The sequence below is a fragment of the Bacillus horti genome (genome assembly GCF_030813115.1).
In the GTDB taxonomy this organism is placed as follows: domain Bacteria; phylum Bacillota; class Bacilli; order Caldalkalibacillales; family JCM-10596; genus Bacillus_CH; species Bacillus_CH horti.
This window is the reverse complement of record NZ_JAUSTY010000018.1, coordinates 17,093-31,428: the sequence shown is the minus strand read 5'-3', so window position 1 is coordinate 31,428 and position 14,336 is coordinate 17,093. Positions and strand designations below refer to the sequence as shown.

Sequence of the window (14,336 nt, the reverse complement as noted above, 5' to 3'; positions counted from 1 at the left end):
ATCTCCCCCTTCAATTATTGTTCTAGTTTTCTGACTTATCTTAATTCAGTTATTTTTTCTAAAACGTATTATTTAGAAAATTAATGTTTGTAAAAATAAGTCGTCTTTTATTATACTATTAATATAATTTAATTTAAAAGTTTTTTTTTATTATTATTTTCTGAAAGGATGATTTTCTGAATGAGCAATCAAATAGCTCCTACATCAGACAAGCAGGTTCCACTAACACAGCCCCCGAAAAAGGGGTCCAGCATGGGGTTCTTTTCCCGGCTGCGAAGCAACAAAGTAGCACTTATTGGGGGCTATCTTATTATATTATTTATTCTAATAGCTCTTATTGGGCCGTACTTTACCGTTTATGAGTATGATAAGGTAGATTATTCATTAAGGTTGCTACCTCCATCAACTGATCATTGGTTTGGTACGGATCATAATGGGAGAGACATTTTCACACGAGTTATTCATGGTATGCCAATTTCACTTTATGTAGGTTTCTTATCTGTGCTATTAGGTGGGATCATTGGTATACCTTTGGGAATTGTGTCAGGATATTACGGTGGAAAAATAGACGCTTTAATCATGCGTATTATGGATATCTTATTAGCATTTCCAGGTATTCTGTTAGCTTTAGCATTAGTAAGTGTTTTAGGAAGCAGTTTGAATAACGTGATTATTGCGGTAGGAATTTTTTCTGTGCCTGCTTTTGCAAGGATTGTTCGAGGATCTACGTTAGCAACTAAGAAGCTAGAGTATATTGACGCAGTGCGAGCTCTTGGTGCAACCGATCTAAGAATAATTTTCAGGCATATACTACCCAATATTATGTCTCCAATTATTGTCCAAGCTACATTAAGAATCGCAACGGCGATCTTAGCTGCTAGTGGACTCTCATTCTTAGGGATGGGTGCTCAGCCACCAACACCTGAGTGGGGAGCTATGCTTTCTGATGGAAGAAGAGTATTGTTTGACTTCCCACATGTAGCATTTTTCCCAGGATTAGCCATTGTACTCGTTGTACTTGTATTTAATATATTCGGTGATGGACTCAGAGATGCTTTGGATCCAAAAATGAAGAAATAGAAGAGGGGGGCTAGAAGTTGATTAAATTTATTGTAAGAAGACTTATTCAATTAATACCAGTGCTCGTAGGGATTTCAATCCTAGTTTTCTCTCTGATGCATTTAATACCTGGGGATCCAGCTATCGTTATTGCCGGTGAGAGTGCACCACCACAGCAGGTTGAGAATTTACGAGAAAGACTTGGATTAAATGATCCTGTACCAGTTCAGTATTTTAAATATATGGGGAACTTATTAACTGGTGACCTTGGAACGTCAATTAGAAGTAATCAACCTGTTTGGAATGAGATCCAGGCAAGAATTGGGATAACAGTAGCTATCGCTTTTTATAGTACTATACTCAGCGTATTTTTAGGACTTATATTTGGTATTATTTCAGCAGTTCGTCATTATTCCGTAACTGATGTTCTGATTATGATTGTGGCTTTATTCGGGTTATCCATGCCGAACTTTTGGCTTGGACTCATGCTTATGCAAGTATTTACCATTGAACTTGGCTGGTTACCTCCTTCAGGATGGGGGACATTAGAACAGGCTATCATGCCTATTTTAGCATTAGGAACATCAGGAGCAGCCATTATAGCTAGAATGACTCGTTCAAGCATGTTAGAGGTAATTAGTCAGGATTACATCCAAACGGCTAGAGCAAAGGGTGTTAGTGAAAGAATTGTTATTTATAGACATGCACTTAAGAACGCATTAATTCCAGTTGTAACAGTTGCTGGACTTGAGTTCGGTTCTTTATTAGGTGGAGCCGTTATTACTGAAGCTGTATTCGCCATTAACGGACTAGGACAACTTATCCTAAACTCTATTAGGGTTCGTGACTTCCCAGTTGCTCAAGGAACAATCTTGATTTTAGCTTTAATGTTTGTACTTGTTAACTTAATCGTTGATATTGCGTATCGTTTTCTAAATAAACGAATTGAATTGAACTAAGTAGGATGACAGAGTAGAAGGGGTGAAAAGAATATGCAAAAACATGAATCTATATTAGAAATAAATAATCTCCAAACATCATTTTTTACAAGTGGTGGAGAAGTTAAAGCAGTAGATGGAGTTACCTTACGTGTTCCTAAGGGTCAAACTCTTGGAGTTGTGGGAGAGTCCGGATCTGGAAAAAGTATTATGTCTAAATCTATTCTAAGACTTATTCAAAAGCCAGGTAAAATTATTGGCGGAGAAATCCTATATAACGGCGAAGATTTAGTTAAAAAATCTGAAAAAGAGATGCAAAAAATCCGTGGAAACCAAATTTCAATGATCTTCCAGGAACCTATGACATCCTTAAATCCAGTATATACAGTTGGGGAACAAATTGGTGAAGCGTTAAAGATTCACCAAAAGCTAAATAAAAAGAAGTCGATTGAAAAATCGATCGAGATGCTAAAGCTTGTAGGAATACCATCTCCAGAAAAAAGAGTTCATCAATATCCATTTGAGCTTTCTGGTGGGATGAGGCAGAGGGTTATGATCGCCATGGCTCTTGCCTGTGATCCTGATTTGTTGATTGCTGATGAGCCAACAACCGCGTTAGACGTAACGATTCAAGCACAAATCTTAGAGTTAATTAAGGACCTTCAGGATCGCTTGAAAATGTCTGTAATCATGATCACACATGATCTTGGGGTTGTTGCAGAAACATGTGATTATGTAGTTGTAATGTATGGTGGAAGTGTTGTTGAATATACGGATGTACGCTCATTGTTCAACAAGCCGAAGCATCCTTATACAGTAGGATTGCTTAATTCATTACCTCGACATGATATTGATCAAGATGAACTTGAGGCAATCAAAGGTTCTGTACCAAGCCCTGCTGAAATGCCTAAGGGCTGCCGATTCGCACCACGTTGCCCTCACGCTCAGGAGCTATGCTTTAACAAATATCCTGAGCTAACAAAAAATGATGACGGAAGCGAAATTCGTTGTTGGATTTACACAGATGAGTGGGATAGTAATGTGGAGGTGGACTTACACAATGGCAAAAGTACTATTGAAAGTTGAGAACTTAAAACAATATTTCCCTATTAAAGGTGGATTTTTAGGTCGAACAGTTAATAATGTAAAAGCGGTTGATGATATTTCCTTCGAGGTAATGGAAGGAGAAACAGTAAGTATTGTAGGAGAGTCAGGATGTGGAAAATCCACTACAGGTAGAGCGATTTTACGCTTGGATGAGCCTACAGATGGAAAGATTATGTTTGACGATAAAGATTTACTTTCTCTAAACAAAAAGGAAATGCGTAAAAAACGTCGGGATCTACAGATTATTTTCCAGGATCCATATGCTTCAATCAACCCGCGTCAAACGGTGGTAGAAATCTTACAAGAAGCAATGGAGATTCAAGATATTGTACCAAGAAAAGATCGTCGTAAGCGTGCCATTGAGCTGCTTCAGACGGTTGGTTTACTTGAATATCAAGCGGATCGTTACCCACATGAGTTTTCTGGTGGGCAAAGACAACGTGTAGGGATTGCGCGTGCCTTGTCTTTAAATCCTAAGCTAGTGATTTGTGATGAAGCTGTTTCTGCACTTGATGTATCGATTCGTGCTCAAGTACTGAACCTATTGAAAAAGCTTCAAAGAGAGTTCCAACTAACGTATTTATTCATTTCTCATGATTTGGGAGTTGTACGTCATATCTCTGATCGTATTATCGTTATGTATTTAGGAAAAATTGTTGAGATAGCGGATAAGAAGTCCTTGTTTGAAAATCCTCAACACCCTTATACAAAAGCACTTCTTTCGGCCATTCCAGTACCTAATCCGGATTTGAAGAAGGAGAGAATTATTTTAAAAGGGGATGTACCATCTCCAATTGATCCTCCAAACGGATGTCGTTTCCACACACGTTGTCCTTATGTACAGGATAAGTGTAGAAGTGAGGTACCAGAGCTAAGGAAGACAAATGCTATGCTTGATACTCATCAAGGAGCTTGTCATTTTATGGAGGAAATTGAATCTGGTCAATTACAGCCTAACTAATTAAGGGATTTAAATATAAGTCAAATTGTTAAAGAGCTTTTATAAGAGCTGTTCCGATTCTCTGGAGTTGGAACGGCTCTTTGTATTCATTCAAATGTAAAATTTTCTAATAGATTTAAGAGACAACAATACTTTAGCTGCTATAGTATCATTTTTTCGAGGTATCTTTTCCTATTTTTCCGTTTCGATATTTATGCAAGTTTTCGACAAGATTCGTCAAAAGTATTTAATAGAATTTCCATAATTTATATAAATAAGAGTGCATTTCTTAATTTTTTTGCCTATTTCTTTAAGAAAAAAAGATATTCTAAAAAAAATAAAAATTATAATTTTTTTAAAGTCGAAAAAAATAAAAATTTGGAATTGCGTAAAAAACATGAATACAATATAATACAGGTACAATCTTAGTAAATATCCATATATTCTTATTTTATGAAGTTTTATATGATTTTTGAGCAAACTATAAAGAGGTTATATTTCACAAAGTAAGGAGGTAGTTAATGAATACAGAATTGCAGACGAACCTTATGAATCTAACTCATGCCCAAAAAAGAATATGGTACATAGAGAAAATTAGTCCTCTTACTCCCATTCATAACATTTCAGCTATTGTCACGATCGGTGGAATGGTTAATTACACCTCCTTAAGCAAAGCTATCAACCATTTCGTCAAGCATAACGCTGGTATAAGATATAGGTTCATTGAAAGGGATAGTCATGTATATCAGTACGAGGAAGAATTCAAGGAGTTCACTTTAGATTTTTTTGATTTTACAAATACTGAAAAACCTGATGAAGCCCTTCTTAAGTGGAGTGAGCAAGAGAATGCAAAGGCATTTTCGTTAAAGCATGAGTCATTATACTACTTTGCTATTTTTAAATTGAGTGATGAGCAAAGCGGTTTTTTTTACAAAATTCATCATATTATTTCTGATGGTGGTTCATTTCCCCTGTTGGTAGATCAGATATACAATGCTTATGAAGCTATTCAAAATGATAGTGAGTTAGATAAAAGGCTTTCTTACAGCTATTCGGAGTATATTGAGCAAGAAACAGAGTATATGAAGTCAAAAAGATTCATACGCGATAAGGAATATTGGCATGAACAGTTCAATAGAGACCCAGAATTTATTGTTAAAACGTCTCCTTCCTTAGAGGGAAGAAAAAAAGTCTTCTTTCTTGATAAAGTAGTATCAAAAAGAATCAAACAGTGGGTTGCGGAAAACGATTGTTCCTTAAATAGTTTTTTTACGGGCATCTTCCTTATTTTTTTATCTAAATTTTATCAACAATCTGACTTAATTATTGGAACACCTGTTTCGAACCACACGATGAAGAATAAGCATATTTTTGGTATGATGACGAGCACAATGCCTTTAAGAGTAAACTGTGAAGATCAAGAGATCCTCCAATTTATGAAGCTTGTAGAACGACAGCTTAAACGCTCTTACAAGCACCAAAGGTACCCTTATGATTTACTTGTTAATGAGCTTGAGCTCAAACGAAAGGGAATTGATCAGCTTATAGCGTTTAGTGTAAATTATTATAATTTCCATCTCAATCACCCACTTGACGGTATGAAAACAAGAACTGAAGAGCAATACTCAGGGTATCAAATCTACTCCTTACAATGGGTTGTTAACGATTGGACGGAGGAATTGCAGCTTGATTATCAATACAAAGTTGAGGATTATACGGAACAAGATATCGACCACATTCATCACTATTTAAAAACTCTTATTCTCTACAGCCTAGACTCTCCTAAGTTACAACTAAATGAAATTTCCCTCCTAGACCCATCATTATGGCATGAAATGATTTATAGCTTTAATCAGACAACTGAATTATATCCCGATCATTTAACTATGACTCAGCTCTTTGAGAGACAGGCTGAGCTTACTCCTAATCACAATGCCTGTGTTTTCGAAGGCTTGAATCTTACGTATGAACAGCTAAATGGAAGAGCCAATCAATTAGCTCGACTTTTAAGAAAACAAGGAGTTGTAAGAAACCAATTTGTCGGAGTTATGCTGGATCATTCCTTTGATTTAATCATTGGAATACTGGCCATCATGAAAGCAGGTGGAGCTTACATTCCAATTGATTCAAGCTATCCTAAGGAAAGAATTAAATATATTCTTGAGCATTCAAAGTGTACCTTAGTTCTCGTAGATCAAGACATAGGTGAAGAGCAATTTGCTTGTAGTGTAATCAACATTTCGAACGAAAAAACCTATAACAACGAGCAAAATAATAATCTAGATTTGATAAATCGACCATCTGATCTTGTTTATATGATCTATACATCAGGATCTACTGGTAAGCCAAAGGGAGTCATGATTAAGCATCAATCTCTAGTTAATTATTGCTGGTGGGCCAAAAAATCATACATTCATCATGCAGACGACACCTTTGCTTTATACTCATCTATTGCATTTGACTTAACAGTAACCTCAATATTTACTCCCTTAATTTGTGGGAACAGGATTGCTATCTATAGGACAATGGACGAGCCGTTTGTTCTACAGCGAGTTTTGGAAGAAAAAGTGGCCAATATCATTAAGCTAACTCCAGCTCATTTAAGTCTTCTAAAAGATAGGGATTATCAAGACTCAGGAGTTACAGTATTTATTGTTGGAGGAGATAATCTTAAGGTTCAGCTATGTAAAGAAATTGTCCAGGCCTTTGGAGAGGATATAACAATATTTAATGAATATGGTCCAACAGAAGCGACAGTCGGATGCATGATCTATAAATATGATGCTGACAAGGATATTGGAATTTCTGTACCTATTGGTAGACCAGCAGACAATGTGGCTTGTTACGTACTAGACCAACATATGCTACCAGCTCCTTATGGTTCAATTGGTGAATTATACCTTTCCGGTGATGGGTTAGCGGAGGGCTACTTACATCATGAGGAATTAACTAATCAGAAATTTATTCCTAACCCCTTTATACAAGGGTCAAAGATGTATAGAACCGGTGATTTAGTTACACTTCAAAAAGATGGCTGTTACTCGTATGAGGGAAGAATGGATCATCAAGTTAAGATCAGAGGATATCGCATTGAATTGGCTGAAATCGAAAGCTGCTTACAGGAGCTACCAGCTATTAAAGAGGCAATTGTGCTCCTTCATGAGAATGGAGTGGATTCCCCATTTTTATGTGCCTATATTCTGTGTGATGCGAATCAATCTATCTCAGAGTCATATATGAAGGATCAACTATATTTACGGTTACCTGAGTATATGGTACCAAATCATTATGTACAAATAGAAAAAATTCCGCTCACCTCTAACGGAAAGATTGATCAGTCCATGCTTCCCAAACCAAGTAGGAGCTTGGATAGTCAGCTTGTTGCAGCCAAGGACACTGTTGAGCAAATTTTGTTAACTGCCTCTAAGAAGGTATTAATGACAGAAGCCTTAGGAATGAATCATAATTTTTATCATGCAGGTGGCGATTCCATTAAAGCGATACAATTGTCCTCACAGCTTCATGATATAGGTTATGAGCTTAAAGTGAAGGATATATTATCTACTCCTATTTTGAAGGATTTGGCTCGAAGAGTTAATCAGCGTGTAAAAGAAACAAGTAATACTCAGAGCTATAGAGGTGATATAAACCCATTACCTATTACAGAGTGGTTTTTCGAGCAAGGATTTTCAAATCAGAATTATTATCATCAATCCTTTTTATTAAAACTCAAAAAAGCATTTAGTCTACAGCAGGTGCAGAGCTGGCTGTCTGATTTGCTTCAGCAGCACGATGCATTGAGAATGAATTATAGTTCTGAACGTAAGAAGCTATTCTACAATTCCGATTACATGAACCATGAGCTAGAGCTTCAAGAGGTTGTCCTGCATGGACTGACAAAGGAGGATCAGATTAAGGTAATCAAGCAAACGGGAACTACCCTTAAAGCCTCCATGGATATTGAAAAAGGGCTATTGTTTAGCGGTTGTTTATTTAGGATCAGTGAGAAGGAGGATCTATTGCTACTAACAGCACATCATCTTATTATTGATGGGGTTTCGTGGAGAATTCTTCTTAATGACTTAGACAGGCTTATGGGGCAGTCTCGGCAGGAGACTCGTAGCTATTTGTTAGAGAAAACAAGCTCCTACCAGTTATGGGCTCAAAGGCTCCATGAGTACAGTGCTAATGATTTACTCCCTAGCCTGGCCTATTGGGAAAAGTCAGCTAATCATAGCTTTAGATTTCCGAAAGATAATAGAAATGGATCTAGAAAGCTTGCGTATGCTAAGAAATTATCTGTTCAGCTTGGAGAGGAGCAGACTACTTTACTTCTCTCTAAAGCAAATCTATCCTATCAAACCAGTACCCATGAGCTTATCGTCACTTCGTTAGCATTGGCATTGAGTAACTTTACAAAGCAAAAGAGCCTATGTTTTTTGCTAGAGGGTCACGGCCGAGAAGAGCTATTTGATGATGTAGATGTATCTAGGACTGTTGGCTGGTTCACAACCATTTATCCTATAGCTTTATACGTTGAGGACCTAAATGTAGCTACTCAAATTAAGAAGCAGAAAGAGGAGTTGCGCAGGGTCCCAAATAAGGGACTGGACTACGGGGTCATACGATACTTGAAAAAGCAGCTACAGGGCTGTTTTGAGAAAGAGCTTGTACGGTTAAATTATTTGGGGGACCTCGATCATTCCTTTAAATCGGAATATATCGATTATTGTGATATAGAGACGGGTGAAGAGTATTCCTTAGATAATGAATTAACCTGCTTACTTGATATTAACGCTTGGGTTATAAGGAAAAAGCTAACCATAGAAATTAGTTACAGCCAACAGGAATTTATGGAAGCTACGATTCAATCCTTTATTACGGAATTTAAGCAGCAATTAGGACGAGTCATTCATCACTGTAGCTCTAGAGAACAGACAGAGTATACTCCCAGTGACTTTGATACTATAAGCATTTCTCAGGAGGATTTGGATCAGTTATTTGAAGTTTAGTACGGTCTAACTTCGTTTTAATCGTCGCAGATCAAAGGAAGGGAATGTGATGTATGAAATGAAAGGTAAACGATTAAGTAAGCTTTTAACTCTGCTTCTCATTATCGTACTTTTTGTACCTCTAGGAGCAGTTGCGGCAGACACGGGGAATAGCTTGACATTGTCATCAGAAATGATTTCCTCCATTGAGGATCATATTCAAGATCTTATGGATAGAGGAAAAATCCCCGGTTTGTCAGTAGTTATTGTACAGGGTGATACAGAAGTATATCAACAGAATTTTGGCTTGGCTGATAAGTCTACTCAGCAGCCTATTACTTCAGAAACACTGTTTGAGCTAGGATCAAATAGTAAGGTGTTTACAGCCTTAGGGGTACTAAAGCTTGAGAAAGAAGGCAGACTTCAATTAACGGATTCCGTTACAGAGTATCTCCCTTGGTTAGAGCTTAATTATTTGAATGAAGAGGTAGATGTAACGATAGAGCAATTTCTACACCATACGTCTGGTGTTCCTTTTCAAACGATTGCTGACATTCCTGAATCTACGGAAGATGATGCCTTAGAACAAACGGTTAAGACATTAGTTGGAGCAGAGCTAGATCATGCTCCCGGGAGCCGTTACTTATACGCTACGATCAATTACGATGTATTAGGCTTAGTTATTGAAGTGATAACAGGACAGTCATTTGAAGCCTATATGCAGGAAGAGGTTCTGCTTCCTTTAGGTTTATCAAATACATATCTTTTTCACGAGGATGCACAAGATGCTCTTGCTCAGGGCTACAAGCTTGATTTTCTTCAAGCACGTGAATACCACGCACCTATTTATCGTGGTAATACTCCAGCAGGATATTTCATCTCTAATATTGAGGATATGAGCAAATGGTTAAGAATTAATATGCACCAGGAGGACATTCCCTCTGAATGGCAAGCGTTAGTTAATAGAGCTCATGAACCAAATCGAACTATACGACCCAATGCAGACGGCTCTTCCTATGCGGCAGGCTGGTTTGTTTATCAGGATGGAGAGGGTGTTTTATCCCATACAGGTAGTAATCCAAATTACTCCTCCTACGTTGGGTTTCGTGTGGAGGAACAGCTTGGTGTTGCAGTATTAGCGAATCTAAACTCAGCCTATGCGATCGCAATCGGTGAAGATGTTATGGACATGCTTGTAAATCGCTTGAGTGATTACAATCTCACAGATATGTTTAGGGACTTGGATAGACTTGCACTGGCTGCTTTATGTATTACAATCCCAGTTCTACTGTTTAATCTGTGGATGTTCGCTAGATTTCTGATGGAGTGTGTAAAAAAGAGGAGATCGTTTAAAAATAGAGGCTGGCAAGGACTCTTTACAATCATAGGATCAATGGGTTTTCTAGGTTTGTTTGGTTATTGCTTGTACTTATTACCTAATGCCTTATTTAATGAACTAACCTGGGAATTTATGCTTGTTTGGGCTCCAGCCTCATTATGGTTGGCCGTAGCAAGTTTATTTCTAACCGCCTTAATGTTCTCATTCTATTCATTGCTCGTTTTCTTATTTCCGAAAGAGGATAGCAAAGGGATGTTTAATATAGCGATTCTGAGTGTCCTTAGTGGTCTAGGAAATGCTTTTATTATCTTTACGATTAACCTGACCCTAAGCGCTCAAACTGATAGCTTCCAAAGTGATATCTTTCTATATTTTGTCTTAGGGCTGATGGTCTATGTGGTTGGACAAAGGATTGTTAGGATGAGACTTGTATCAATAACAAACAATATTGTCTATGATAAAAGGCTTGAGTTGATCGATAAAATTCTGAATTCATCCTATTATAAATTCGATAAACTGCAGGATGGTAAGGTTCATGCTGGACTTAATAATGATACTGAAGTCATTAGTAGTTTTGCGAACACATTTATTACCGGAATCACTAGCCTTATCACCCTAATCTGCTGTTTTATTTATTTAGGCATTATTAATTGGATGGGCTTGATCTTCACTTTTGGCATAATTGTTTTGGCTGTTGGGCTATATGTTTTAGCTGGAATGGCTGCTAATAAGCTATGGAGTCAAACAAGGGATGTGCAGAATGTCTTTTTCAGATATATCAATGATTTGACTAAAGGCTTTAAGGAATTGAGTCTTAATAAAGGAAAACGGGACGAGTTTAAGCAGGATATTCAAGGTGCTTGTGTAGAGTATAGAGACAAGCGGATTAAAGCAGATTATAAAATCACAAATGCTTTTATCATAGGTGAGATTCTGTTCACATTAGTGATTGGATGTATCGCATTTTTCTTTCCTTTAATCTTTAAAGGAATCGCTGTAGATAACATAAGAAGCTATGTCTTTATCTTTCTGTATATGGTTGGTCCTGTTCATTCCATTTTAAATGCTGTGCCTACATTCATTCAGATGAGAATAAGCTGGAAGCGGATCAATGGGTTAATTAATGAGATTACTGATTTTGAGGCCAAATCAGATAAAGAGAATACTACTGTTCATCAAACAGAGTCTATCTCACTTGAGTTGAAGGATTTAGTTTATTCATATAGTAACGATGCTGGTGAGTCATTTACTGTAGGACCTATCAACTATACGTTTCATTCTGATGAACTCGTTTTTATCACAGGTGGAAATGGAAGCGGAAAATCAACAATTGCTAACCTTATGACAGGCTTATACAAGTCTGATTCAGGAAGCATTTTAGTGAATGGAATAGAGCATAGTGCTGAGGAGCTAGGACAGTATTTTACAACGATATTTAGCGACTTTTATTTATTCGATAAGCTGTATGGGATTGATTATGAAAACAAGAAAGAAGACATTGATGTTTATCTTAAATTGTTAAAAATTGAAGACAAGGTAGAGGTGGTTGATGGAAAATTTAGCACTATCAAATTATCCACCGGTCAAAGAAAAAGGTTAGCTTTGATGGTTAGCTATCTGGAGGACAAGCCGATCTACTTATTTGATGAATGGGCAGCTGATCAGGATCCGGAGTTTAGAAGATTCTTCTATTTAGAATTATTGCCTGAGCTTAAGGCCAAGGGGAAATGTATTATAGCAATTTCTCATGATGACCGTTACTTTGAAACGGCTGATCGGATCATAAAGATGGAGCTAGGAAAAATGGTAGAGTCTGAGGATGGAGAAGCTCTACAAAGTGGATATGCTCCAGTCACAGGTTAAGGAGGAATTTATGAAGAAAATAAAGCTCTTTTGTTTACCCTACGCTGGAGGGGCGTCTCATGTGTTCCTGCCCTGGAAAAAAGAAATAGCCTCAGATATTGAAGTCATACCACTTGAGCTTGCAGGTCGAGGCAAACGGTTTGGAGAGCCTTTCTATCATTCGATGGAGCATGCCGTTGAAGATTTATATAAGGAATTAGATGAGCAGCTAAGTGAGGATTCGGTTTTTGCCATGTTTGGTCATAGTATGGGTGGGCTTATGGTATATGAGTTGTTGATTAGGCTAAAGCAAAGAAAGGAGATTAAGCCGATTCATGCATTCATTTCTGCTAGATACCCTCCCCATATTAAGAAGGAAAGTGATAGATTACATGAGCTGCCTGATGATTTGTTTATTGAGAGAATCTATCAATTGGGAGGAACGCCTAAGGAAGTTCTAGAAAATGAAGAGCTTTTAAAGCTATTCACCCCTATATTAAAAAACGATTATCGATTAATACACACGTATCAATATCAGGGAGAAGAAGAGCGAATTCCATGTAATCTGTCCGTATTAAATGGACGAGATGATCGTAATGTCCTAATGTCTGATGTCCAAGGCTGGAAAAATTACACGGATAAAGCTTGTACTGTTTATGAAATGCAAGGTGGACATTTTTATCTCCATGATAAGGAAAAGGAGGTTGTCCACTTCATTAACCAAACAATTAGAGTGGAGCTTGAAAAAATGGTTCAAATCTAAGTCTTTCATCCCATTAGGGAATAAACATGAGCGGAGGTTTGGAAAATGAATGTATTTGAATTAGTAGAATCCAATGTAAGGTCTTACTGTAGAGCTTTTCCTGTTGTGTTTCAGACAGCAGAAAATGCCAAAATGTATGGGGAGAGTAATGAGGCCTATATCGACTTTTTAGCTGGGGCAGGAGCTTTAAACTATGGACACAACCCACCATTTATTAAAGAGAGATTAATTCAATATATTCAGTCAAATGGTGTGATGCATGGCTTAGATATGTATACAACGGCAAAAAGGGATTTTATTGAGACGTTTACGAAGCATATCCTATTGCCTAGAAATTTGAATTACAAAATGCAATTCTGTGGTCCTACAGGTACAAATGCTGTAGAGGCTGCGCTTAAACTAGCTCGAAAGGTTAAGGGGAGAACTGGTATTTTCTCTTTTATGGGTGGCTTTCATGGCATGTCTTTAGGCAGCATAGCAGCAACTGGAAACTTAGAGCAACGGGCTGGTGCAGGGATTCCCTTGCAGAATGTAACTTTTATGCCTTATCCATATGGATATGCAGAAAGCTTTGACACGATAGAGTATATGGAAAGTATTCTAATGGATCCAAATAGTGGCATAGAAAAGCCTGCTGCTATTTTAGTCGAAACGGTTCAGGCTGAAGGTGGGATCATAGTTGCTCCTACAGAGTGGCTAATCAGGCTTAGGAAGCTATGCACAGAGCATGATATTTTAATGATTTGTGACGATATACAGGTTGGATGTGGACGTGCTGGTCAGTTTTTCTCATTTGAACGAGCTGAGATTGTTCCAGACATTGTTACCCTTTCAAAATCCATTGGAGGATATGGACTGCCATTATCATTAGTGTTGTTAAAGCCAGAGCTTGATATTTGGAAGCCTGCTGAACATAACGGTACTTTCAGAGGAAACCAACTGGCCTTTGTAGCAGCAATGGCGGCTATAGAATACAGAGAAGAAATATATTTAGAAAAGCAGGTAGAGGAGAAGGAAGCGTATATAGAGGACTTCCTAGTCAATGAAATCATGCCTATCCATGAAGATATAAAAATCAGAGGGATCGGTATGATCTGGGGAATTGATTTTACGAATGTAACCAATGACAGTGAAGTGGTTAAGAGGATTGCCCGAGCTTGCTTTGACAATAAGCTTATTATTGAGCGTGTGGGAAGAAATGATTTGGTGTTAAAAATTATGCCCCCATTAACGATTGAAATGGAAGTTTTACAAGAAGGCTGTGCCGTTATTAAACAAGCGATCGTTTCACATATTGAAGCACAAATTCATTCGTAAATGAGAGTAGTTAGAAAAGGACGAAGGATCCCTTTTTAGA

Annotated in this window: 8 protein-coding genes; all 8 read left to right on the top strand. The window is 37.5% G+C overall.

The window, feature by feature from the left end:
- Window positions 1–180 precede the first annotated feature (180 nt).
- The 8 genes from J2S11_RS17405 to ectB all read left to right on the top strand — a co-directional run bounded on the left by J2S11_RS17405 (window position 181) and on the right by ectB (window position 14,296).
- Window positions 181–1,080, top strand: a complete 900-nt coding sequence (locus J2S11_RS17405) for an ABC transporter permease (protein WP_307396698.1) — start codon at window positions 181–183, stop codon at window positions 1,078–1,080.
- Window positions 1,081–1,097: 17 nt separating this feature from the next.
- A complete protein-coding gene (locus J2S11_RS17400; RefSeq protein ID WP_307396696.1) occupies window positions 1,098–2,018 on the top strand; it encodes an ABC transporter permease in 921 nt (306 codons plus the stop codon).
- Window positions 2,019–2,051: 33 nt separating this feature from the next.
- Complete coding sequence (locus J2S11_RS17395) at window positions 2,052–3,083, top strand: ABC transporter ATP-binding protein (RefSeq protein WP_307396694.1); 1,032 nt, start codon at window positions 2,052–2,054, stop codon at window positions 3,081–3,083.
- A complete protein-coding gene (locus J2S11_RS17390) occupies window positions 3,058–4,065 on the top strand; it encodes an ABC transporter ATP-binding protein (RefSeq protein WP_307396691.1) in 1,008 nt (335 codons plus the stop codon). The genes J2S11_RS17395 and J2S11_RS17390 overlap by 26 nt, the downstream gene beginning before the upstream one ends.
- 500 nt (window positions 4,066–4,565) lie before the next feature.
- Entirely contained in the window at window positions 4,566–9,056 is a 4,491-nt protein-coding gene (locus J2S11_RS17385) for an amino acid adenylation domain-containing protein (RefSeq protein ID WP_307396689.1), read from the top strand.
- Between the two features lie 49 nt (window positions 9,057–9,105).
- Window positions 9,106–12,237 (top strand): cyclic peptide export ABC transporter, encoded by a 3,132-nt coding sequence (locus J2S11_RS17380; protein ID WP_307396687.1) that lies wholly within the window; start codon window positions 9,106–9,108, stop codon window positions 12,235–12,237.
- A 10-nt stretch (window positions 12,238–12,247) separates the two neighbouring features.
- A complete protein-coding gene (locus J2S11_RS17375) occupies window positions 12,248–12,979 on the top strand; it encodes a thioesterase II family protein (protein ID WP_307396686.1) in 732 nt (243 codons plus the stop codon).
- 45 nt (window positions 12,980–13,024) lie between these two features.
- The gene (gene ectB, locus J2S11_RS17370) at window positions 13,025–14,296 is read left to right on the top strand and encodes a diaminobutyrate--2-oxoglutarate transaminase (RefSeq protein ID WP_307396685.1); all 1,272 of its coding nucleotides are present in this window, start codon (window positions 13,025–13,027) and stop codon (window positions 14,294–14,296) included.
- Window positions 14,297–14,336: the final 40 nt, after the last annotated feature.